Source organism: Streptomyces sp. AB3(2024) (assembly GCF_041862025.1).
Classification (GTDB): Bacteria; Actinomycetota; Actinomycetes; order Streptomycetales; family Streptomycetaceae; genus Streptomyces.
In genome coordinates this window covers 114,316-135,692 of the sequence record NZ_JBGWAB010000003.1, presented here as the reverse complement: position 1 = coordinate 135,692, position 21,377 = coordinate 114,316, and the positions used below count along the sequence as shown (strand labels likewise).

The 21,377-nt window shown below is 73.3% G+C and carries 20 protein-coding genes; 17 read left to right on the top strand and 3 right to left on the bottom strand.

The window, feature by feature from the left end:
- Window positions 1-212: 212 nt before the first annotated feature.
- The 3 genes from ACEPPI_RS02345 (at window position 213) to ACEPPI_RS02335 (ending at window position 4,085) form a co-directional block, all read left to right on the top strand.
- Window positions 213-2,105, top strand: a complete 1,893-nt coding sequence (locus ACEPPI_RS02345; RefSeq protein WP_373913560.1) for a long-chain fatty acid--CoA ligase — start codon at window positions 213-215, stop codon at window positions 2,103-2,105.
- Between the two features lie 56 nt (window positions 2,106-2,161).
- Window positions 2,162-3,394, top strand: coding sequence for a radical SAM family heme chaperone HemW (gene hemW, locus ACEPPI_RS02340; protein WP_373913559.1), 1,233 nt, complete (start codon window positions 2,162-2,164; stop codon window positions 3,392-3,394).
- 103 nt (window positions 3,395-3,497) lie between these two features.
- Window positions 3,498-4,085, top strand: coding sequence for a Uma2 family endonuclease (locus ACEPPI_RS02335; RefSeq protein WP_373913558.1), 588 nt, complete (start codon window positions 3,498-3,500; stop codon window positions 4,083-4,085).
- Here the strand turns inward: ACEPPI_RS02335 and ACEPPI_RS02330 are convergent.
- The gene (locus ACEPPI_RS02330; RefSeq protein ID WP_373913557.1) at window positions 4,063-4,872 is read right to left on the bottom strand and encodes a DUF3097 domain-containing protein; all 810 of its coding nucleotides are present in this window, start codon (window positions 4,870-4,872) and stop codon (window positions 4,063-4,065) included. The two genes, ACEPPI_RS02335 and ACEPPI_RS02330, sit on opposite strands and share 23 nt — an antisense overlap.
- A gap of 28 nt (window positions 4,873-4,900) precedes the next feature.
- Entirely contained in the window at window positions 4,901-5,632 is a 732-nt protein-coding gene (locus tag ACEPPI_RS02325; protein WP_373913556.1) for an MBL fold metallo-hydrolase, read from the bottom strand.
- Between the two features lie 211 nt (window positions 5,633-5,843).
- On the opposite strand from ACEPPI_RS02325, the gene hrcA reads away from it, so the two are divergent.
- The 12 genes from hrcA (at window position 5,844) to ACEPPI_RS02265 (ending at window position 16,431) form a co-directional block, all read left to right on the top strand.
- Window positions 5,844-6,860, top strand: coding sequence for a heat-inducible transcriptional repressor HrcA (gene hrcA / locus ACEPPI_RS02320; protein ID WP_030226948.1), 1,017 nt, complete (start codon window positions 5,844-5,846; stop codon window positions 6,858-6,860).
- Window positions 6,861-7,997 carry a molecular chaperone DnaJ gene (dnaJ, locus tag ACEPPI_RS02315; protein ID WP_373913555.1) on the top strand — a complete coding sequence of 379 codons (1,137 nt, stop codon included), beginning with the start codon at window positions 6,861-6,863 and terminating at the stop codon, window positions 7,995-7,997. It abuts the gene before it with no gap.
- Window positions 7,998-8,142: 145 nt separating this feature from the next.
- Complete coding sequence (locus ACEPPI_RS02310; RefSeq protein ID WP_373913554.1) at window positions 8,143-9,234, top strand: nitronate monooxygenase; 1,092 nt, start codon at window positions 8,143-8,145, stop codon at window positions 9,232-9,234.
- Complete coding sequence (locus ACEPPI_RS02305; protein ID WP_373913553.1) at window positions 9,231-9,974, top strand: 16S rRNA (uracil(1498)-N(3))-methyltransferase; 744 nt, start codon at window positions 9,231-9,233, stop codon at window positions 9,972-9,974. Before ACEPPI_RS02310 ends, ACEPPI_RS02305 begins: the two co-directional genes overlap by 4 nt.
- 150 nt (window positions 9,975-10,124) lie before the next feature.
- A complete protein-coding gene (locus tag ACEPPI_RS02300) occupies window positions 10,125-10,484 on the top strand; it encodes a histidine triad nucleotide-binding protein (protein ID WP_373913552.1) in 360 nt (119 codons plus the stop codon).
- A gap of 3 nt (window positions 10,485-10,487) precedes the next feature.
- Window positions 10,488-11,393 (top strand): ribonuclease Z, encoded by a 906-nt coding sequence (locus tag ACEPPI_RS02295; RefSeq protein ID WP_373913551.1) that lies wholly within the window; start codon window positions 10,488-10,490, stop codon window positions 11,391-11,393.
- Window positions 11,394-11,578: 185 nt separating this feature from the next.
- Window positions 11,579-12,679 carry a PfkB family carbohydrate kinase gene (locus ACEPPI_RS02290; RefSeq protein WP_373913550.1) on the top strand — a complete coding sequence of 367 codons (1,101 nt, stop codon included), beginning with the start codon at window positions 11,579-11,581 and terminating at the stop codon, window positions 12,677-12,679.
- Window positions 12,680-12,805: 126 nt separating this feature from the next.
- Window positions 12,806-13,843, top strand: a complete 1,038-nt coding sequence (locus ACEPPI_RS02285; protein ID WP_373913549.1) for a PhoH family protein — start codon at window positions 12,806-12,808, stop codon at window positions 13,841-13,843.
- Between the two features lie 13 nt (window positions 13,844-13,856).
- Complete coding sequence (gene ybeY / locus ACEPPI_RS02280) at window positions 13,857-14,354, top strand: rRNA maturation RNase YbeY (RefSeq protein WP_356210774.1); 498 nt, start codon at window positions 13,857-13,859, stop codon at window positions 14,352-14,354.
- A complete protein-coding gene (locus ACEPPI_RS02275; protein WP_373913548.1) occupies window positions 14,351-15,658 on the top strand; it encodes a hemolysin family protein in 1,308 nt (435 codons plus the stop codon). The genes ybeY and ACEPPI_RS02275 overlap by 4 nt, the downstream gene beginning before the upstream one ends.
- Window positions 15,655-16,008, top strand: coding sequence for an MmcQ/YjbR family DNA-binding protein (locus ACEPPI_RS02270; protein ID WP_373913547.1), 354 nt, complete (start codon window positions 15,655-15,657; stop codon window positions 16,006-16,008). Before ACEPPI_RS02275 ends, ACEPPI_RS02270 begins: the two co-directional genes overlap by 4 nt.
- 45 nt (window positions 16,009-16,053) lie before the next feature.
- Window positions 16,054-16,431 (top strand): cytidine deaminase, encoded by a 378-nt coding sequence (locus ACEPPI_RS02265; protein WP_371678598.1) that lies wholly within the window; start codon window positions 16,054-16,056, stop codon window positions 16,429-16,431.
- Window positions 16,432-16,615: 184 nt separating this feature from the next.
- Here ACEPPI_RS02265 and ACEPPI_RS02260 read toward each other — a convergent pair whose 3' ends face one another.
- Window positions 16,616-17,929 carry an MFS transporter gene (locus ACEPPI_RS02260; protein WP_373913546.1) on the bottom strand — a complete coding sequence of 438 codons (1,314 nt, stop codon included), beginning with the start codon at window positions 17,927-17,929 and terminating at the stop codon, window positions 16,616-16,618.
- 71 nt (window positions 17,930-18,000) lie between these two features.
- On the opposite strand from ACEPPI_RS02260, the gene ACEPPI_RS02255 reads away from it, so the two are divergent.
- Window positions 18,001-18,996, top strand: coding sequence for a GlxA family transcriptional regulator (locus ACEPPI_RS02255; RefSeq protein WP_373913545.1), 996 nt, complete (start codon window positions 18,001-18,003; stop codon window positions 18,994-18,996).
- Between the two features lie 215 nt (window positions 18,997-19,211).
- Entirely contained in the window at window positions 19,212-20,501 is a 1,290-nt protein-coding gene (locus ACEPPI_RS02250; RefSeq protein ID WP_373913592.1) for a beta-xylosidase, read from the top strand.
- The last annotated feature ends 876 nt before the right edge of the window (window positions 20,502-21,377 follow it).

Below are 21,377 nucleotides of genomic sequence, written 5' to 3'. Positions count from 1 at the left end.
AGTCGGACGAATGGGCCCACATGTGCACGCATGGGGGCCCTTTTCGTTATGAAGCGGCCGCTCGGAGGCCCTTACGCGCCGGGCGCACGGCCTCTACGCTGATCACTGCTCGATGGTTACTCGCCAGTTTCAAAAAGCTGCCAGCACCACCCGCCCGTCCCAAAGCGCCCCCACGCCCACGCCCTGCCGCGTGGACCGGTCCGGAGGATGTCGTGAGCGACACACAGACCTTGATCGAGAACCGCCCGCCCACCGTGGCGGCCCTCTTCCTTGACCGCGTCGCCGCCACGCCGAACGCGGAGGCCTACCGCTTCCCGGTCCCCGCGGCCGGCCCGGAGGGCGGTCCGGACGACTGGAAGTCGCTGAGCTGGGGACAGGCGGCCGAGCGGGTCTTCGCCATCGCGGCGGGCCTGATCTCCCTGGGCCTGCGCCCGGAGGAGCGGGTCGCGCTCGCCTCCAACACCCGGGTCGAGTGGATCCTGTCCGACCTCGGTGTGATGTGCGCGGGCGGCGCGGTCACCACGATCTACCCCAGCACCAACGCCGAGGAGTCCTCGTACATCCTCGCGGACTCCGAGAGCCGGGTGCTGATCGCCGAGGACGCCAAGCAGCTCGCCAAGGCCCGCGAGCGCCGCTCCGGCCTGCCGAACCTCGCCCACGTGGTGGTCCTGGACGCGGCCGACGCCGTCGGCGCCGACGGCGACCCCGAGGGCTGGGTCCTGTCCCTCGCCGACCTGGAGGCGCTCGGCAACGAGTACCTGGCCAAGCACCCCGAGGCGGTCAAGGAGCGGATCGCGGCCATCACTGCCGACCAGCTCGCCACCCTCATCTACACCTCCGGCACCACCGGCCGCCCCAAGGGCGTCCGCCTGCCGCACGACAACTGGTCGTACATGGCCAAGGCCACCGTGGCCACGGGCATGATCCACTCGGACGACGTCCAGTACCTGTGGCTGCCGCTGGCGCACGTCTTCGGCAAGGTGCTGACCTCCGGGCAGATCGAGGTCGGGCACGTCACCGCGGTCGACGGCCGGATCGACAAGATCATCGAGAACCTGCCGGTGGTCCAGCCGACGTACATGGCGGCCGTCCCGCGCATCTTCGAGAAGGTCTACAACGGCGTGGCCGCCAAGGCGCGGGCCGGCGGCGGGGCCAAGTACAAGATCTTCCAGTGGTCGGTCGGCGTCGCCCGCGAGTACGCCAAGGTCACCCAGGACAACTTCCGCCGCACGGGCCAGGCCACCGCCCCCTTCGGCCTCGCCACCAAGCACAAGATCGCCGACGCGCTCGTCTACTCCAAGCTCCGCGAGGCCTTCGGCGGCAAGCTGCGGGCCGCCGTCTCCGGCGCCTCCGCCCTCGCCCCCGAGATCGGCTACTTCTTCTCCGGGGCGGGCATCCACATCCTGGAGGGCTACGGCCTGACGGAGTCCAGCGCGGCCTCCTTCGTCAACCCCGGCGAGGCCTACCGCACCGGCACCGTGGGCAAGCCGCTGCCCGGCACCGAGGTCCGCATCGCCGACGACGGCGAGGTCCTGCTGCGCGGCCCCGGCATCATGCAGGGCTACCACGGGCAGCCCGACAAGACCGCCGAGGTGCTGGAGAGCGACGGCTGGCTGCACACCGGCGACATCGGCGAGCTGTCCCCCGACGGGTACCTGCGCATCACCGACCGCAAGAAGGACCTGATCAAGACCTCGGGCGGCAAGTACGTCGCCCCGGCGGAGATCGAGGGCCACTTCAAGGCGATCTGCCCGTACGTGTCGACCATCGTCGTGCACGGCGCCGACCGGAACTTCTGCTCGGCCCTGATCGCCCTCGACGAGCCGGCGATCCTCGGCTGGGCCGCCGAGAACGGCCTGGAGGGCAAGACGTACGCCCAGGTCCTGGCCGCGCCGGAGACCGACCGCCTGATCGAGACCTACGTCCAGACCCTGAACGAGGGCCTCCAGCGCTGGCAGACGATCAAGAAGTTCCGGATCCTCCCGCGCGACCTGGACGTCGAGCACGGCGACCTGACGCCCAGCCTCAAGCTGAAGCGCCCGGTCGTCGAGCGTGAGTTCAAGCACCTCATCGACGAGATGTACGCGGGCTCCCGGGAGGCCTGACCGGCGCCCGGCCCGACGCGGGAAACGACCTTGGGGCAGTGCGGGACAATGGGCCCATGCCTTCCGCACTGCCCGACGGTGAACCCATGCCCGAAGACGGCTCGCTGCCGTCGCACGCCCTGGCGGGTGCCGGGGACCGGCCACTCGGGTTCTACCTGCACGTCCCGTACTGCGCCACGCGCTGCGGGTACTGCGACTTCAACACCTACACGGCCACCGAGCTGCGGGGGACCGGCGGGGTGCTCGCCTCCCGGGAGAACTACGCCGACACCCTGATCGACGAGGTCCGTCTGGCCCGCAAGGTGCTCGGGGACGACCCCCGGGCCGTACGGACCGTCTTCGTCGGCGGCGGCACGCCCACGCTGCTGCCCGCCCGGGACCTCGTCCGCATGCTCGCGGCGATCCGCGACGAGTTCGGGCTGGCCGAGGATGCCGAGGTCACCACCGAGGCCAACCCGGAGTCCGTGGACCCGCGGTACCTCACGGAGCTCCGCGAGGGCGGCTTCAACCGGATCTCCTTCGGCATGCAGAGCGCGAAGCAGCACGTCCTGAAGGTGCTCGACCGCACCCACACCCCCGGCCGCCCCGAGGCCTGCGTCGCGGAGGCCCGCGCGGCGGGCTTCGAGCACGTCAACCTGGACCTGATCTACGGCACGCCGGGGGAGACGGACCAGGACTGGCGCGACTCCCTGGCCGCGGCCATCGGCGCGGGACCCGACCACGTCAGCGCCTACGCCCTGATCGTCGAGGAGGGCACGCAGCTGGCCCGCCGGATCCGCCGCGGCGAGGTCCCGATGACCGACGACGACGTCCACGCCGACCGGTACCTGATCGCGGACTCCGTCATGGCGGAGGCCGGGTACTCCTGGTACGAGGTGTCGAACTGGGCCACGACCGAAGCCGGCCGCTGCCTGCACAACGAGCTGTACTGGCGAGGGGCCGACTGGTGGGGCGCGGGCCCGGGCGCCCACTCGCACGTCGGCGGGGTGCGGTGGTGGAACGTGAAGCACCCCGGCGCCTACGCGGCGGCCCTCGCGGAGGGTCGTTCCCCCGGCGCGGGGCGCGAGCTGTTGTCCGCGGAGGACCGGCGCGTGGAGCGGATCCTGCTGGAGCTGCGCCTCGTCGACGGCGTCCCGCTGTCCCTGCTGGCCCCGGCGGGCCTGGTAGCCGCCGCGAAGGCGCTGGCCGACGGCCTGTTGGAAGCCGGCCCGTACGGGGCCGGGCGCGCGGTACTGACCCTGCGCGGGCGGCTGCTGGCCGACGCGGTGGTGCGGGACCTGGTGGACTGATCGCTCGGCGGAGTGAATCCGCGCGGGAAGCGAACGAGGCTGCCTACCCTGTTCCTAGGCTGCTGCCGCAAGCAACGGCGGCGAGACGCGGAGGACCACGGAGATGACCGCTGTGGATGACCGGCTCATGACGGATGTCGCCCGGGCCTTCGAGGAACTCGATGTTCCCGAGGGTTTCAAAGCGGAGCTCCTCAGGGGGGACATCGTGATGATGGCCGGGCCCGACCGGGTGCACAACCGGATCGTGCTGTCCGTACTGGATCAGATCCCCCGGGAGCGGTGGGAACGGCTCCAGACGCAGGACATCGCGATTCCGGGTGAGACCAGCGAACCGCAGCCCGATCTGGTGGTGCTGGAGAACGGCAGCGAACCGGGTCCCGGGCGTCTCATCCCAGCCCCCGCCGTCACGATGCTGGTCGAGGTGGTGTCCAAGAACAGTGCGGACACGGACTACGGCATCAAGCGTTCGATGTACGCGGCCGGTCGGGTTCCCGCCTACCTGATCATCGATCCGTTCGAGGCCGAATGCCTGCTGCTCACCGAGCCGGCCGGGGCGGGGGAGGACGCCGACTACAAGGTCGAACGCAGGGCGAGGTTCGGCGAGCCCGTCCCGTTGACCGTTCTGGGCATCAAGCTGGAGACCGGCGAGTTCGGAACACTCCCGAAATTCAAGCGGCATCGCAGGCCGTGACGAAGTCGATCAGCTCCTCCACCCGCCCCAGCAGGGTCGGCTCCAGGTCCCGGTAGGACGAGACGCGGGACAGGATGTGCTGCCAGGCGGCCCCGGTGTTCTCCGGCCAGCCCAGGGCCCGGCAGACGCCCGTCTTCCAGTCCTGGCCGCGCGGCACCTCGGGCCACGCCCGGATGCCCAGCGCGGACGGCTTCACCGCCTGCCAGACGTCCACGTACGGGTGACCCACCACCAGCACGTCCGGGGAGGTCACCGATGCCGCGATCCGCGACTCCTTCGAGCCCGCCACCAGGTGGTCCACCAGCACGCCGAGACGGGCGTCGGGCCCCGGGGCGAACTCCTCCACGACGGCCGCGAGGTCGTCGACGCCCTCCAGGTACTCCACCACCACGCCCTCGATGCGCAGGTCGTCACCCCAGACCCGCTCCACCAGCTCGGCGTCGTGACGGCCCTCCACGTAGATCCGCCCGGCGCGCGCCACCCGGGCCCGCGCCCCCGGGACGGCCAGCGATCCCGAGGCCGTACGGGCGGGCGCGGCGGGCGCCCGCGACGGACGGGTCAGGGTCACCACGGCGCCGTCCAGCACGAAGCCGCGCGGCTCCAGGGGGAAGGCCCGGCGCTTGCCGAAGCGGTCCTCCAGGGTCACCGTGCCCGCCTCGCACGCCACCACCGCGCCGCAGAAGTCGGTGCCCGCCACCTCGACCACCAGATCGGGGTCCGCGGCCACCTCCGGCACGGCCTTGGCACGCTTCCACTGCGGGGTCAGGTCGGGGGAGTACTCGCGCATCCGGCCGACACTAGGAGAGCCGCCGCCGTCAGGTCCGCGACACGCCGAACAGGTCCGCCAGTGTGTCGCGTTGCGCACGCACGAAGCCTGCCCCGACCACCGCTCCGTGACCCGGCACGTACAGCGCGTCGTCCCCGCCCAGCGCGAGCAGGCGGTCCAGGGCGGCGGGCCACTGCCCGGGCACCGCGTCCGAGCCGGCCTGGGGCTCGCCCGACTCCTCCACCAGGTCCCCGCAGAACACCACCTCCCGCTCGCCCGGCACCAGGACCGTCAGGTCGTGCTGCGAGTGCGCGGGCCCGACGTTGGCCAGCAGTACCTGTACGCCGCCCAGCTCCAGCGTCCACTCGCCCGACACCAGGTGCTCCGGCGCCCGCAGCAGGCCCGCCGCCCCGGCCGCCTCCGCCTCGTCCACGCCCTGGCGGACCGCGCTCACGCGCAGCTCCTCACGGCCGCCGGGGGTCGCCAGTAGCCGGTCGAGGCCGACCGCCCCGTAGAACCGGGCGCCCTCGAAGGCCGGGCCGCCCAGCACGTGGTCGAAATGTCCGTGTGTGAATGCGATATGGGTCACGCGCCGGCCCGTCAGCCGCTCCGCCTCGGCCCGCACCAGCGCACCCTCGCGCACGCAGGATCCGGGGTCGATCAGGAGTACCGACTCGTCCCCCACCACCAGTCCCACCGTGCAGTCCCACACCGGGAGCCGCCGCCGGCCGGTCCGCCCGGTCAGCCGTTCCCAGCCCGCCTCTTCCCAACGTACGTCCATGGGGCGACGCTACCCTGGCGGGCCGCCCTTGCCCCCGGTGTACCACCCGGCCGTACACTGACCGGGGGATCTCTGGCACTCGGGCGCTCGGAGTGCCAACCAGGGCCCGGGGGAAGCTCCGGCGGACCGGCGACGGCCGGCCCGCCGCCGGCGGAACCCCACGACCGACCCATGACCGACCGACGACCGACCGCATCCGGAGGTGTGCGCGATGCTCAGTGAACGCAGGCTCGAAGTGCTGCGCGCCATCGTCCAGGACTACGTCGGGACGGAGGAGCCGGTCGGTTCCAAGGCCCTCACCGAGCGCCACCGCCTCGGCGTCTCGCCCGCCACCGTGCGCAACGACATGGCCGTGCTGGAGGAGGAGGGCTACATCGCGCAGCCCCACACCAGCGCCGGCCGGATCCCCACCGACAAGGGCTACCGCCTCTTCGTCGACAAGCTGGCGGGGGTCAAGCCGCTGTCGACGCCCGAGCGGCGGGCCATCCAGAACTTCCTCGACGGCGCCGTCGACCTCGACGACGTGGTCGGCCGCACGGTGCGGCTGCTCGCGCAGCTCACCCGGCAGGTCGCCGTCGTCCAGTACCCCTCGCTGACCCGCTCCACCGTCCGGCACGTAGAGCTGCTGTCGCTGGCCCCGGCCCGGCTGATGCTCGTACTGATCACGGACACCGGGCGGGTCGAGCAGCGGCTCGTCGACACCCAGACGCCCTTCGGCGAGACCTCCCTCGCCGACCTGCGGGCGAGGCTGAACAGCCGGGTCGTCGGCCGTCGGTTCACCGACGTGCCGCAGCTCGTGCAGGACCTTCCGGAGTCGTTCGAGATCGACGACCGGGCGACCGTCAAGGCCGTCCTGGCGACCCTTCTCGAAACGCTGGCCGAGGAGGCGGAGGAGCGGCTGATGATCGGCGGCACCGCCAACCTCACTCGCTTCGGACATGATTTTCCCTTGACGATCAGGCCGGTGCTCGAAGCGCTTGAGGAGCACGTCGTGCTCCTCAAGCTGCTGGGCGAGGCGGGGGAGTCGGGGATGGCCGTACGGATCGGGCACGAGAACGCCTACGAGGGACTCAACTCCACGTCGGTCGTGTCCGTCGGCTACGGTTCGGGCGGCGAAGCAGTCGCCAAACTCGGCGTGGTCGGACCGACCCGCATGGACTACCCCGGAACGATGGGAGCGGTACGCGCAGTGGCACGTTACGTCGGACAGATCCTGGCGGAGTCGTAAGTGGCCACGGACTACTACGCCGTACTCGGCGTGCGCCGCGACGCATCCCAGGACGAGATCAAGAAGGCTTTCCGGAGGCTCGCGCGCGAGCTGCACCCGGACGTCAATCCCGATCCCAAGACGCAAGAGCGCTTCAAGGAGATCAACGCCGCCTACGAGGTCCTCTCGGACCCGCAGAAGAAGCAGGTCTACGACCTCGGCGGCGACCCGCTGTCCTCCTCGGGCGGCGGCGGCGCGGGCGGCTTCGGCGCGGGTGGCTTCGGCAACTTCTCGGACATCATGGACGCCTTCTTCGGCCAGTCCCAGCAGCGCGGCCCGCGCTCGCGGACCCGCCGCGGCCAGGACGCCATGATCCGTCTGGACCTGGAACTGGACGAGGCCGCCTTCGGCACGACCAAGGACATCCAGGTCGACACGGCCGTCGTCTGCACCACCTGCTCGGGCGAGGGCGCCGCCCCCGGCACCTCCGCGCAGACCTGTGACATGTGCCGCGGCCGCGGTGAGGTCTCGCAGGTCACCCGGTCCTTCCTGGGCCAGGTCATGACCTCGCGGCCCTGCCCGCAGTGCCAGGGCTTCGGCACCGTGGTCCCGACCCCGTGCCCCGAGTGCGCGGGCGACGGCCGGGTCCGCTCCCGCCGCAGCCTGACGGTCAAGATCCCCGCCGGTGTCGAGAACGGCACCCGGATCCAGCTCGCGGGCGAGGGCGAGGTCGGCCCCGGCGGCGGCCCCGCCGGCGACCTGTACGTGGAGATCCACGAGCTGCCGCACCCGACCTTCCAGCGGCGCGGGGACGACCTGCACTGCACGGTCACCATCCCCATGACGGCGGCGTCCCTGGGCACCAAGTGCCCGCTGGAGACGCTGGACGGCATGGAGGAGATCGACATCCGGCCCGGCACCCAGTCCGGCCAGGCGATCCCGCTGCACGGGCGGGGCGTCACGCACCTGCGCGGCGGCGGGCGCGGCGACCTGATCGTCCACGTCGAGGTCACCACCCCCGGCAAGCTGGACCCCCAGCAGGAGGACCTGCTGCGCCAGCTCGCGAAGCTGCGCGGCGAGGAGCGCCCGATGGGCCAGTTCGCTCCCGGTCAGCAGGGGCTGTTCAGCCGCCTGAAGGACGCGTTCAACGGCCGCTGACCGGCCCGCGACAGCACGCAGGAGCCCGGTCCGGGGACGCCCCGGACCGGGCTCCGCGTTTTCCCCGCGGCGGGAGGGAAGTGGACTATGCCAGGCGAATTGCCGTGATTCGGTCCGGTGCGCCGGACGTGGCACGATGCAGTCCATGTCCTCCGCACCGAACGGTCTCCCCCGGTACCCGATCGTGCAGGCTCCCATGGCGGGCGGCGCCTCCTGTCCGCCGCTTGCCGCCGCCGTGTGCGAGGCCGGCGGGCTCGGTTTCCTCGCCGGCGGCTACAAGACCGCCGACGGCATGTACCAGGAGATCAAGCAGCTCCGCGGGCTCACCCGACGGCCCTTCGGAGTGAACCTCTTCCTGCCGCAGACCGGATACGTCGACCCGGCCGCCGTCGAGGCCTACCGCGGCCAGCTGGCAGGCGAGGCGAGCTGGTACGAGGTCTCGCTCGCCGAAGAGGACATCATCGGCACCTGCGACGACGGCTACGAGGCCAAGCTGGCGATCCTGCTGGAGGACCCGGTCCCGGTCGTCTCCTTCACCTACGGCTGTCCAGCGCCCACCGTGATCGCGCGCCTGCGCGCCGCCGGTACGCACACCGTCGTCACCGTGACCTCCGTCGACGAGGCCCGCGCCGCCCAGGAGGCGGGCGCCGACGCCCTGTGCGTCCAGGGGGTCGAGGCCGGCGGACACCAGGGCACCTTCCGCGACGACCCGCAGACCGACGGCACGGCGGGCGTCGGCCTGCTCGCCCTGGTGGCGCAGGTGCGCGAGGCCGTGGCCCTCCCGATCACCGCCTCGGGCGGGCTGATGCGCGGGGCACAGATCGCGGCGGTGCTCGCGGCGGGCGCGGAGGCGGCGCAGCTCGGCACGGCCTTCCTGGTGTGCCCGGAGTCCGGGGCGCACCCCCTGCACAAGAAGGCGCTGACGGACCCGCTGTTCGGGCACACGGAACTGACCCGGGCCTTCTCCGGCCGCCCCGCCCGGGGCCTGGTCAACCGCTTCATGCGGGAGCACGGGCCGTACGCCCCTTCCGCCTACCCCCAGATCCACCACATGACCTCGGGGCTGCGCAAGGCCGCCGCCACGGCCGGGGACCCGCAGGGCATGTCCCTGTGGGCCGGGCAGGGGCACCGGCTGGCGCGGGCGCTGCCCGCCGGGGAGCTGGTGGAGGTGCTGGCGGCCGAACTGGCCCAGGCGCAGAGTGCGTTGAAGGTGTTGCAGATGAGGAGAGCGTCATGACAGCCCCCGTGTTCGTGGTCGAAGAGGTCCCCGCGGGGCCGGAGTTCGTGCTGGACGGCCCCGAGGGGCGGCACGCGGTGTCGGTGAAGCGGCTCGAACCGGGCGAGGAACTCGTCCTCACGGACGGCCGCGGCCGCTGGGCCGACGCCGTGGTGAAGGCGGTGGAGGGCAAGGACCGGCTGGTCGTCTCCGTCTCGGGGGTCGCGCAGGAGCCCGAACCCGCAGTGCGGATCACGGTGGTGCAGGCGCTGCCCAAGGGCGACCGGGGCGAGGTCGCCGTCGAGACGATGACGGAGACCGGCGTCGACGCCATCGTGCCGTGGCAGGCCTCCCGGTGCATCACCCAGTGGCGGGGCGAGCGCGGGGCCAAGTCCCTGGCCAAGTGGCGGGCCACCGCCCGGGAGTCGGGCAAGCAGTCGCGCCGGGTGCGGTTCCCCGAGGTGGCCGAGGCGCTGTCCACCAAGCAGGTGGCCGCACTGCTGGCGGAGGCCGACCTGGCGATGGTGCTCCACGAGGACCGCGAGGCCGCCTCCGAGGCCCTGGCGACGGCGGAGCTGCCGGCGGCCGGCTCGGTGGTGCTGGTGGTCGGCCCCGAGGGCGGGGTGTCCCCGGAGGAACTCGCGGCCTTCGCGCAGGCGGGTGCCCGCCCGTACCGGCTCGGCCGCTCCGTGCTGCGCACGTCCACGGCGGGCACGGCGGCGACCGCGGTCCTCCTGGCCCGCACGGGCCGCTGGGCGTAGGGCGGGCCCGTAGAGCCGGTAGCCCGCCGGGCTCCGGCCGGCGCGGCGATGCCCCGGTCGGAACGGAACCGGAGCCTCTTCACCGGTCCGTGGCCGGGGCGCGGGGCGGTTACGATGCCCCGACCGATCCACCTCACGGGAGGCGCAGCCATGGCCGGGGAACCGCAGGCGGACTGCCTGTTCTGCAAGATCGTCGCGGGGAGCATCCCGGCGGCGGTGGTCCGCGAGACCGAGACGACCGTCGCCTTCCGGGACATCAACCCGCAGGCGCCGACGCACGTCCTGGTCATCCCGAAGGTCCACTACCCCGATGCCGCCTCCCTCGCGGCAGCCGAGCCGGGCGTCGCCGCCGACGTGCTGTGCGAGGCCGGGCGGATCGCCTCGGACGAGAAGGTCGACGGCCACGGCTACCGGATCGTCTTCAACACCGGGGCCGGCGCCGGGCAGACCGTCTTCCACGCGCACGCCCACGTCCTGGGCGGCCGCGGCCTCCAGTGGCCCCCCGGATAGACCGTGTCCGTACGAGAGTTCGTGGTGCTGGGCACCGCCAGCCAGGTTCCCACCCGCCAGCGCAACCACAACGGCTACCTGCTGCGCTGGGACGGTGAGGGCATCCTCTTCGACCCGGGCGAGGGCACGCAGCGCCAGATGCTGCGGGCCGGGGTCGCCGCGCACGACATCAACCGGATCTGCGTCACGCACTTCCACGGCGACCACAGCCTCGGCCTGGCCGGGGTGATCCAGCGGATCAACCTCGACCAGGTCCCGCACCCCGTGACCGCGCACTACCCGGCCTCGGGGCAGAAGTTCTTCGACCGGCTCCGGTACGCGACCGCCTACCGGGAGACCGTCCGGCTCCGGGAGGAGCCGGTGGAGCGGGACGGGACGCTGGCGGGCGGGCCCCCGTACGTCCTGGAGGCCCGGCGGCTCTCGCACCCGGTGGAGTCCTTCGGCTACCGGGTGACCGAGCCGGACGGGCGCCGGATGGTGCCGGAGCTGCTCGCGCGGCACGGGATCAAGGGCCCCGACGTGGGCCGGATCCAGCGCGAGGGACGCCTCGGCGCGATCACCCTCGACGAGGTCAGCGAGCACCGGGCGGGGCAGCGGTTCGCCTTCGTCATGGACACCCGGCTGTGTTCCGGGGTGGACGAGCTGGCGGAGGGCTGCGACATGCTGGTCATCGAGTCGACCTTCCTCGACGCCGACGTCCGGCTGGCCACCGACCACGGACACCTGACCGCCGGCCAGGCGGCGGGGGTGGCGCGGGACGCGGGCGTGCGGCACCTGGTGCTGACGCACTTCTCCCAGCGGTACTCCGACCCGTCGGAGTTCGAACGCGAGGCCCGAGCGGCGGGCTTCGAGGGGGAGCTGACGATCGCGGCGGACCTGGTGCGGGTCCCGGTGCCGAAGCGCCCCTAGCGCCGCGGCCCGACACCGGTGCTCAGGTGGAGCGGGAGGTTCCGGGGCGGGGAGAAGAGCGTTCTGTGGGTGAGGTGCGTCACACTGGGTTTCGGTCCTGCCGGCCACGGGCAGGGCTGGCAGCTTTCCACCCGTGAACCCGCAAGCAGAAACGACACTTCAGACACCTCAACGGGGAGCACACCGTGACCAGTCGGGACAGCCGCACCAACCGCCCGGGCAAGCTGGATCCTCTGGGGCCCTTGCGTGACCCCCAGGAGCCGGGCTGCGACGTCTTCCTGACCGGCACGGTCTTCCTCGACATCATCTTCACCGGGCTCGACTCGGCACCCGTGCGCGGCACGGAGTCCTGGGCGCGCGGCATGGGCTCCAGCCCGGGCGGCGTCGCCAACATGGCCACCGCCCTGGCCCGGCTCGGCCTGCGCACCTCGCTGGCCGCCGCGTTCGGCGACGACCACTACGGCGAGTACTGCTGGGACGCCCTCGAACAGGGCGAGGGCATCGACCTGTCGATGTCGCGGACCGTACCCGGCTGGCACAGCCCCGTCACGGTCTCGATGGCCTACGAGGGCGAGCGCACGATGGTCTCCCACGGCCACGAGGCCCCGCCCCCCACCGGCCCCGGGCCCTTCCCCTGGTGCCCCCCGAAGGCCCGCGCGGCGGTGGCCTCGCTGGCGGCGGGCCCCGGCGAGGGATGGGTCGCCGAAGCGGCCCGCCGCGGCTCGCGGATCTTCGCGGACGTGGGCTGGGACGACACCGGCCGCTGGGACCTGGGGGCCCTGCCCGACCTGTCCCACTGCGAGGCCTTCCTGCCCAACGCGGGCGAGGCGATGCGCTACACCCGCACCGAGTGTCCGCGCGCCGCGGCCCGGGCCCTGGCGGAGAGGGTGCCGGTCGCGGTGGTGACCATGGGGGCGGAGGGCTCGTACGCGGTGGACAGCCGCACCGGGGAGACGGCCGGGGTCCCCGCGATCACGGTGGACGCCATGGACCCGACGGGAGCCGGGGACGTGTACGTCGCCGGGTTCGTCACCGGCAGCCTGGCGGGCTGGCCGCTGGCGGACCGGCTCGCCTTCGCCGGACTGACCGCCGCCCTGTCGGTGCAGGAGTTCGGTGGCTCCCTCTCGGCTCCGGGATGGCCCGAGGTGGCCCACTGGTGGCGCACCGCCCCGCAGGCCCTGCGCGGCCGCTACGGCTTCCTCGACGCCCTCGTGCCGCCGGGTGCCAGCCCGTCCCCGCGCCGCCGGGCCGTGCCCACGATCGGCTTCCGCCACCCGGTCCAGTAGCCGCCCGGGGCCGGGCCGGAAAACCCCTCGGGGATGCCCGGGGGTGGACGTACCCTTGGTACTCCGGAGGTCGACGATCGGCGCGGCCCCTCAGCGGGAGGTATGCGCAGGCCACAGTGCCGGCCCATGACTCAGACACCGACAGCCCAGACCCCCGCGCCGGGCCAGGCGCGAGCCCACTTCACCGTACCGGCGGCGCACCCGATGGTGACGGTGCTCGGCTCGGGCGACGCGCTGCTGCGCGTGATCGAGAAGGCTTTCCCGAAGGCCGACATCCATGTTCGGGGCAATCAGGTCAGCGCGATCGGACCGGCGGTGGAAGTCGCCCTGATCCAGCGCCTGTTCGACGAGATGATGCTCGTGCTGCGCACCGGGCAGTCGATGACGGAGGACGCAGTGGAACGCTCGATCGCCATGCTCAAGGCGAACGGCACCGGTGGCGGCGAGGCGGAGACCCCGGCCGAGGTGCTCACCCAGAACATCCTCTCCAGCCGCGGGCGCACCATCCGCCCCAAGACCCTCAATCAGAAGCGGTACGTCGACGCGATCGACAAGAACACGATCGTCTTCGGCATCGGCCCCGCCGGTACCGGCAAGACCTACCTCGCCATGGCGAAGGCGGTCCAGGCCCTGCAGTCCAAGCAGGTCAGCCGGATCATCCTGACCCGCCCCGCCGTCGAGGCGGGCGAGCGCCTCGGCTTCCTCCCGGGCACCCTCTTCGACAAGATCGACCCGTACCTGCGTCCGCTCTACGACGCCCTGCACGACATGATCGACCCGGACTCGATCCCCCGCCTCATGGCCGCGGGCACCATCGAGGTGGCGCCCCTGGCGTACATGAGGGGCCGCACTTTGAATGAGGCCTTCGTCGTGCTCGACGAGGCGCAGAACACGACCACCGAGCAGATGAAGATGTTCCTCACCCGGCTCGGGTTCGATTCCAAGATCGTGATCACGGGTGACGTCACGCAGGTCGACCTGCCCGGCGGGGCCCGCAGCGGTCTGCGGCAGGTGCAGGACATCCTGGAGGGGGTGCCGGACATCCACTTCTCGCGGCTCACGTCCGAGGATGTCGTCCGCCACAAGCTGGTCGGCCGTATCGTCGACGCGTACGAGAAGTACGACGACGCCCATCCGGCCCCGAACGGCCACCAGCGGAAGTAGAGCTCAGCGCACCATGTCGATCGACGTCAACAACGAGTCCGGAACCGAGGTCGACGAGCAGGCGATCCTCGACATCGCCCGCTACGCGCTCACCCGGATGCGGATCCACCCGCTGTCCGAGCTCTCCGTCATCGTCATCGACGAGGACGCGATGGAGCAGCTCCACATCCAGTGGATGGACCTGCCCGGTCCGACCGACGTCATGTCCTTCCCGATGGACGAGCTCCGTCCGCCGTCGAAGGACGACGAGGAGCCCCCGCAGGGGCTCCTCGGCGACATCGTGCTGTGCCCCGAGGTCGCGAAGAAGCAGGGCGAGGACGCCCCGACGCAGCACTCCATGGACGAGGAGCTCCAGCTCCTGACCGTCCACGGGGTGCTGCACCTGCTCGGCTACGACCACGAGGAGCCGGACGAGAAGGCCGAGATGTTCGGCCTCCAGGCGGCCATCGTCGACGGCTGGCGCGGTGAGCGCGGCATGACCGGCCCCTCGCCGGCGCCCACCGTCTCGTGACCGCGCCCCAGCTGATCACCGGCGCGGTCCTGCTGGTCGTGGTGGCCTGGTTCGCGGCGTGCGCGGAGTCCGGCATCGCCCGCATCTCCGCCTTCCGCGCCGAACAGGCCGTACGGGAGGGCAGGCGCGGGAGCGCCAAGCTCGCCCAGGTGGCCGGGGACCCGACCCGCTACCTGAACGTGGCGCTGCTGGTCCGGGTGACCTGCGAGATGGCGGCGGGCGTGCTCGTCACGTACGTGTGCCTCGACGCGTTCGGGGAGAACTGGACCGCGCTGCTCGTGGCCATCGGGGTGATGGTCCTCGTGTCCTTCGTGGCGGTGGGGGTGTCCCCGCGCACCATCGGCCGCCAGCACCCGCTGAACACGGCGACCGCCGCGGCCTACGTGCTGGTGCCGCTGGCCCGGGTGATGGGTCCGATCCCGCAGCTGCTGATCCTCATCGGCAACGCGCTCACGCCGGGGAAGGGCTTCCGCAAGGGGCCGTTCGCCTCCGAGGCCGAGCTGCGCGCGATGGTGGACCTCGCGGAGAAGGAGTCGCTGATCCAGGACGAGGAGCGCCGGATGGTGCACCAGGTCTTCGAGCTGGGCGACACCCTCGTGCGCGAGGTGATGGTGCCGCGCACCGATCTGGTGTGCATCGAGCGGTACAAGACGATCCGTCAGGCGACCACGCTCGCCCTGCGGTCGGGCTTCTCGCGGATCCCGGTCACGGGGGAGAACGAGGACGACATCGTCGGCATCGTGTACCTGAAGGACCTCGTCCGCCGGACGCACATCAGCCGTGACGCGGAGAGCGACCTGGTCTCCACGGCGATGCGGCCGGCGGTGTTCGTGCCGGACACGAAGAACGCGGGGGACCTGCTGCGCGAGATGCAGTCGGTGCGCAACCACGTGGCCGTGGTCATCGACGAGTACGGCGGCACCGCCGGCATCGTGACCATCGAGGACATCCTGGAGGAGATCGTCGGTGAGATCACCGACGAGTACGACCGGGAGATCGCACCGGTGGAGGAGCTGGGCGACGACCGCTACCGGGTCACGGCCCGGCTCGACATCACCGACCTCGGCGAGCTGTTCGGGGTGGAGGCCTTCGACGACGAGGACGTGGAGACGGTCGGCGGGCTGCTGGCGAAGGCGCTGGGGCGGGTTCCGATCGCCGGTGCGTCGTCGGTGGTGGAGCTGCCGGACGGGCGCCCGCTGCGGATGACGGCGGAGTCCCCGGCCGGGCGGCGCAACAAGATCGTGACGGTGCTGGTGGAGCCGGTGCAGCCGGTGGCGGCGGCCGACGGGGAGGAGGTCGGATGACCCCGGCGGAGCTGCGTGCCTTCTGTCTGGAGTTCAACGCGGCGGTCGAGGAGTTCCCCTTCACGCCGGAGACCTCGGTGTTCAAGGTGCTGGGGAAGATGTTCGCGCTTTCGGCGCTGGACGCCGAGCCGCTGAAGGTCAACCTCAAGTGCGATCCGGAGGAGGCCCTTCGGCTGCGCGCGGAGCACGCGGCGATCGCCCCGGGCTGGCACATGAACAAGCGGCACTGGAACACGGTGACCGTCGCGGAGCTGCCGGACGCGCTGGTGCGGGAGCTGGTGGAGGACTCGTACGACCTGGTCGTGGCGGGTCTGCCGAAGGCGGAGCGGCTGCGGCTCGACCGGCCCTGAGGCGCCTCGGCGGGGTCGTCTCACGGCGGCGCCCGGGCGCTCCCTATGCTTTCGACCATGAGCGAGAGCACCGTGGGCACCGGGATCGACCCCGAGGACAGCAAGATCATCACGCTGGCGCGCAGCGCCCGGGCCCGCAACGGGGTCCCGGAGGGTGCGGCGGTCCGCGACGAGACCGGCCGTACGTACGTCGCCGGCACCGTGGAGCTGGAGTCCCTGAAGCTGAGCGCCCTGCAGACGGCGGTCGCCATGGCGGTGGCCAGCGGCGCCCGGTCCCTGGAGGCGGCGGCCGTGGTGAGCGCGGCCGACGCGCCCGCCGAAGCCGACCGTGCGGCGGTCCGCGATCTCGGCGGTCCCGCCACCCCCGTCCTGCTGGCCGGCCCGGACGGCACCCTGAAGTCGACCACGCCCGCCGGGGCCTGACCGCCCGCCGGTCATCCGGTGACCCGGCCCCGACGGCCGTTGGCGGGTGGCCCGACGGGCGAAGACGTACGCGAAGCGGCGGACCGGGGCGACGATCCGAGGGGGGTGACCCCCTGGGGCCGGGCACCGTGGCGCGCCGCCGCCCCCGCGTGGGCCGGTGACGCGCTCGCCGCGCACGGCCTGCTCAGGGAGCCACCGCTGTAGCGGCCGGGGCGGCGGCCGCGGCAGGCCGGCGGATGACCATGGCCATCAGGGCGGCGATCGCGCACAGGCCGCCCGCCGCGTACCAGACGAGGTCGTAGGAGCCGAAGGCGTCGCGGGCCACGCCGCCGAGGAAGGCGACCAGCGCCGCGCCCACCTGGTGGGAGGCCAGCACCCAGCCGAAGACGATCGCGCTGTCCTCCCCGTAGTGCTCGCGGCACAGGGCGATGGTGGGCGGGACGGTGGCGACCCAGTCCAGGCCGTAGAAGACGATGAAGAAGACCATCGGCGGGTGCACGGACGGCGCCAGCAGCACGGGCAGGAACAGCAGGGACACCCCGCGCAGGGCGTAGTACACGGCCAGCAGGCGGCGGGGTGCGAAGCGGTCGGTGAACCAGCCGGAGGCGATGGTGCCGAGGACGTCGAACACGCCGATCACCGCCAGCAGTCCGGCGGCCGCCGTCACCGGCATCCCGTGGTCGTGGGCGGCGGGCACGAAGTGGGTCTTGACCAGGCCGTTGGTGGAGGCGCCGCAGATCGCGAAGGTGCCCGCGAGCAGCCAGAACGGTCCCGTCCGGGCTGCCTTGAAGAGCACGCCGACGGCCCGCCGCGCCGCGCCCGGGACCGGCGCGGGCTTGTCGGCGTAGGTGCCGCCGTAGGGGGCGAGGCCCACGTCGGCGGGGTGGTCGCGCAGCAGCAGCCAGACGAAGGGGACGACGGACAGGGCCGCGAGGGACACCGTCACGGCGGCCGGGCGCCAGCCGTGGCGCTCCACGAGCCAGGACAGCAGCGGCAGGAAGATCAGCTGTCCGGAGGCGCCGGCGGCGGTCAGGATGCCGGTGACCAGGCCGCGCCGGGCGGTGAACCAGCGGTTGGTCACCGTCGCCGCGAAGGCCAGGGCCATCGAGCCGCTGCCCAGCCCCACGAGCACGCCCCAGTACAGGACCAGCTGCCAGGACGCGGTCATCCACACGGTGGCCAGGGAGCCGCCGGCTATGACGGTCAGGGCGAGGGCGACGACCCGGCGGATGCCGAAACGGTCCATCAGGGCGGCGGCGAAGGGCGCGGTGAGCCCGTAGAGCGCGAGGTTGACGGAGACCGCGAAGCCGATCGTGCCGCGCGACCAGTCGAACTCCGCGTGCAACGGCTCGATGAGCAGCCCGGGGAGGGAGGCGAAGGCGGCGGCGCCGATGATCGTCACGAAGGCGACGGCCGCGGCGAACCAGGCGCGGTGGATGCGTCCGGCCCGGCGGGGAGCGGGCGCGCGGGTCGTGGAGGGGGGTGCTGTCTGCGTCACGCCGACAGCTTCCGGCCTGCGGGGGCCCCGGCGACAGTGGCCTGACCGACATGGTTCGCTACGATCGGGCCATGGCCACGGAACGCAGCCCCCGGACCCACCGCGTCGTCGTCCTCGCGCTCGCCGGGCTGCTGCCCTTCGAGCTCGGCATTCCGCACCGGATCTTCGGCCGCGCCAAGGACCCGTCCGGGCGGCCCCTGTACACGATCCTGACCTGCGGGATCGCCCCCGGGCCGGTGCGGACGGACGCCGATTTCGCGATCCACGTCGAACACGGACCGGAGCTGCTGGCGACGGCCGACACGGTGGTCGTGCCCGCCTCCTACGAGCTGGGGCCGGTGCACAGCGAGGGCCGGCTGACCGAGGAGCTCGCCGGCGCCCTCGCCCACATCCGGCCCGGCACCCGGCTGGTGTCCATCTGCACGGGCGGCTACGTCCTGGCCGCCGCCGGCTACCTGGACGGCCGTCCGGCCACCACCCACTGGGCCTCCGCGGAGCACTTCCAGCGGACGTTCCCCGCCGTACGGGTCGACGCGGGCGTGCTCTACACCGACGACGGGGACGTGCTGACCTCGGCCGGGGTCGCCGCGGGCATCGACCTGTGCCTGCACATCGTGCGCCGCGACCACGGCGCGGCCGTCGCCAACGAGACCGCCCGGCGGACCGTCGTGCCGCCCCACCGGGAGGGCGGGCAGGCGCAGTTCGTCGACCGGCCCGTGCCCGAGCCGCAGCGGGCCAGTACCTCGGCCGCGCGCGCCTGGGTGCTCGACCGGCTGCACGAGCCGCTGCGGCTCGGCGACCTCGCCCGGCAGGAGGCCATGTCGGTACGGACCTTCACGCGCCGCTTCCGCGAGGAGTCCGGGGTCAGCCCCGGCGAGTGGATCACCGCCCAGCGGGTGGAGCGGGCCCGGCGGCTGCTGGAGCGCACCGAACTGCCGATGGAGGCGGTGGCGCGGGAGACCGGCTTCGGGACGGCCCAGTCGCTGCGCAAGCACGTCCAGGCGGCGCTGGGGGTGAGCCCGACGGCCTACCGGCGCACCTTCCGGGCGGCGGAGGCGGCTCCGTAGGCGGCCCCGGAGCCCCCCGGAGCCTTCCGGGCCCCTTCGCGGGCGGCTCCGGCGGCCACGGTGCCATCTTCTGATGGGCCATCAGTCGATGCCGGTTCCGTGCATTGACTTCTCCCGCGGCCCGCTCGTGAATGTCCCCCTGTCGGGGCGACGGAACGCGGGGGGCTCAGGTGCGAACACGCGCGCGCAGCAGGGGATGGCGGGCGGCCGTCGGCATGGCCGTGCTCGCGGCCGCGAGCGGGGGAGCGCTGGGCGGTGGCGGTCCGGCGGCCGCCGTGGAGGAAACGCCCCCCGGGCAGGTGGAGTTCCCCGCGCACTGCCTGCCGCCCCAGGAAGCCGGACTGCCGCCCGCCGACGGCCCCACCACGGCCCGGATCACCGTCGACAACCCCGCCCCGCGCGTCGGCGACACCGTGACCGTCACCTACCGGGTGACCCGGTCCCCGGCCGTGAACCCGCTGTCCGCACCCTTGCCCGCCGACGTCCTCACCCCGGCCGGGACGGTCCTGCTCGGCGGCGCGCAGAGCGGCGAGGTCACCGTGGTCGGCGCCAAGCGCAACGAGCCCGTGCCGACGGGAGCCGCCCTGCCCGCCGTCACCATGACCGGCACCTTCACCGTCACCTCCCCGGGCGCGATCACCCTCGCCCCCGGCGCCTACACCCTCCACACCGGCCACCTCCTCGACCTGGACACGGTCTGCGGTGTCACCGGGGCACCCGTCTCGGAACGCCTCACCGCCACCGCGCTGCCCACCGCCAACCTGCGCCGCGTCCTGCTGGGCTCCGGCTACGGAGCCCCGGGCGCCCGCGTCACCGTCACCGGGGCGGGCTTCGCCCCGGGCACCGCCGTGACCGTGACGGGCCGCGCGGGCGCCGCCGAGACCGCCGACCGGGTGGCGGCCACCGCGGACGCGCGCGGGGAGGTCACCGCGCTGCTGCCCGTCACGGACCGGGCGACGACGGCGGTGGTGGCGTACGAGGGCACGGCCTGGTCGGCGCAGCGGGGCACGGGCCCGGCCGCGTACACGGTGGTCGAGCCGGCCGTGACGCCGCCCGGCACCCAGCGGCTGACGGCGACCATCGAGCCGGGCAGCCTCGCCATGACCCAGACGGGGGACGCGGTGACCCTCGGCGCGATCCCGTACGGGGACGGCGGCGCGGCCCCCGGCCGGATCGGCACCGTCACCGTCAAGGACGCCCGGGGCGGCCCGGCGGGATGGTCGCTGGTCGGCCGGGTCGGTGACTTCGCGGGCCCCGGCGGCCTGCGCATCCCGGGCGGCTCCCTCTCCTGGACCCCGTCCTGCACGGCCGCGCCGGGCAGCCCCAGCCCCTGCGCGCCGGGCAGCCCGGGCCCGGTCGGCCCGGACGGCGCGGTGCTGGCCTCCACCGCCGACGCCCCCTTGACCGGGGGCACCTTCACCATCGATGCCACGGTCGCCCTCCGGGTCCCCGCCTACACCCCGCCGGGGGCGTACACGGCGGTGCTGACCCTGACCCTGTCGTGATCCGGACCGCGGCCGCCGCCCTGGCCGCGGCGGCGCTCGCGCTGTTCGCGCTGCTGGCGCCCGCCCGGCCGGCGGCCGCCGCCGACAACGGGCAGTGGTCCGTGCTGCCCGTCGCCACCGCAGTCGGGCAGCGCCCGTACTTCTACCTCGCCGCCTCCCCGGGCGGGACCGTCCGGGACACCGTCACCGTCGCCAACCGCACCGACCGGCCGCGCACCTTCCGGATCTACGCCGCCGACGCCCACAACACCGCCCGCGACGGCGGTTTCGCCCTGCGCGGCCCCGACGAACCGCGCGGCGCCCCCGCGGCCTGGGTGCGGCTGGAGCGGGACCGGGTCACCGTGCCGGCCCGGGGGGCGGTGGACGTCGGCTTCGAGGTGACCGTTCCCGACCGGGCCGAACCCGGGGACCACCCGGGCGCCCTCGTGGCCCTGGAGGACGCGCCGGCCGCCGCCGCGGGCACCGCCCCGGGCATCGGGATCCGGCAGGCCGTCGGAGCCCGGCTCTACCTGCGGGTCGCGGGGCCCACCGCGCCCGCCCTCGCGGTGGAGGACGTACGGGCGGCCGCCTCCGCGGGCGGCGCGGGCACGGAGGTCTCGTACACCCTGCGCAACCTCGGCAACGTCACCCTGCGGCCCCGCGCCGCCCTCACCGCCACCGGGGCCCTCGGCCGGCCCCTGCTGCACCGCGCGCTCACGGGCCTGCCCGCCGAGCTGCTGCCCGGTCAGCGGGCCCGCCTCACCACCCGCTGGGACGGTCCGCCGCCCCTGGAGTGGACCCGGCTGACCGTGCGCGCCGAGGCCCCCGGGGTGACCGCCACCGGCGGCGCCGACCACGCCGCGCACCCCCTGCTCGCACCCGTTCTGGCACTCGCCC

What these genes read in the sequence shown, in the direction of transcription:
- ACEPPI_RS02335 (WP_373913558.1), top strand. Translation starts at nt 3,498, where the DNA reads ATGACCGCTGTGGATGACCGGCTCATGACGGATGTCGCCCGGGCCTTC.
- ACEPPI_RS02330 (WP_373913557.1), bottom strand. Translation starts at nt 4,872, where the DNA reads ATGCGCGAGTACTCCCCCGACCTGACCCCGCAGTGGAAGCGTGCCAAG.
- hrcA (WP_030226948.1), top strand. Translation starts at nt 5,844, where the DNA reads ATGCTCAGTGAACGCAGGCTCGAAGTGCTGCGCGCCATCGTCCAGGAC.
- hemW (WP_373913559.1), top strand. Translation starts at nt 2,162, where the DNA reads ATGCCTTCCGCACTGCCCGACGGTGAACCCATGCCCGAAGACGGCTCG.
- ybeY (WP_356210774.1), top strand. Translation starts at nt 13,857, where the DNA reads ATGTCGATCGACGTCAACAACGAGTCCGGAACCGAGGTCGACGAGCAG.
- ACEPPI_RS02270 (WP_373913547.1), top strand. Translation starts at nt 15,655, where the DNA reads ATGACCCCGGCGGAGCTGCGTGCCTTCTGTCTGGAGTTCAACGCGGCG.
- ACEPPI_RS02255 (WP_373913545.1), top strand. Translation starts at nt 18,001, where the DNA reads ATGGCCACGGAACGCAGCCCCCGGACCCACCGCGTCGTCGTCCTCGCG.
- ACEPPI_RS02310 (WP_373913554.1), top strand. Translation starts at nt 8,143, where the DNA reads ATGTCCTCCGCACCGAACGGTCTCCCCCGGTACCCGATCGTGCAGGCT.
- ACEPPI_RS02265 (WP_371678598.1), top strand. Translation starts at nt 16,054, where the DNA reads ATGCTTTCGACCATGAGCGAGAGCACCGTGGGCACCGGGATCGACCCC.
- ACEPPI_RS02300 (WP_373913552.1), top strand. Translation starts at nt 10,125, where the DNA reads ATGGCCGGGGAACCGCAGGCGGACTGCCTGTTCTGCAAGATCGTCGCG.
- ACEPPI_RS02285 (WP_373913549.1), top strand. Translation starts at nt 12,806, where the DNA reads ATGACTCAGACACCGACAGCCCAGACCCCCGCGCCGGGCCAGGCGCGA.
- ACEPPI_RS02325 (WP_373913556.1), bottom strand. Translation starts at nt 5,632, where the DNA reads ATGGACGTACGTTGGGAAGAGGCGGGCTGGGAACGGCTGACCGGGCGG.
- ACEPPI_RS02305 (WP_373913553.1), top strand. Translation starts at nt 9,231, where the DNA reads ATGACAGCCCCCGTGTTCGTGGTCGAAGAGGTCCCCGCGGGGCCGGAG.
- ACEPPI_RS02250 (WP_373913592.1), top strand. Translation starts at nt 19,212, where the DNA reads ATGGCCGTGCTCGCGGCCGCGAGCGGGGGAGCGCTGGGCGGTGGCGGT.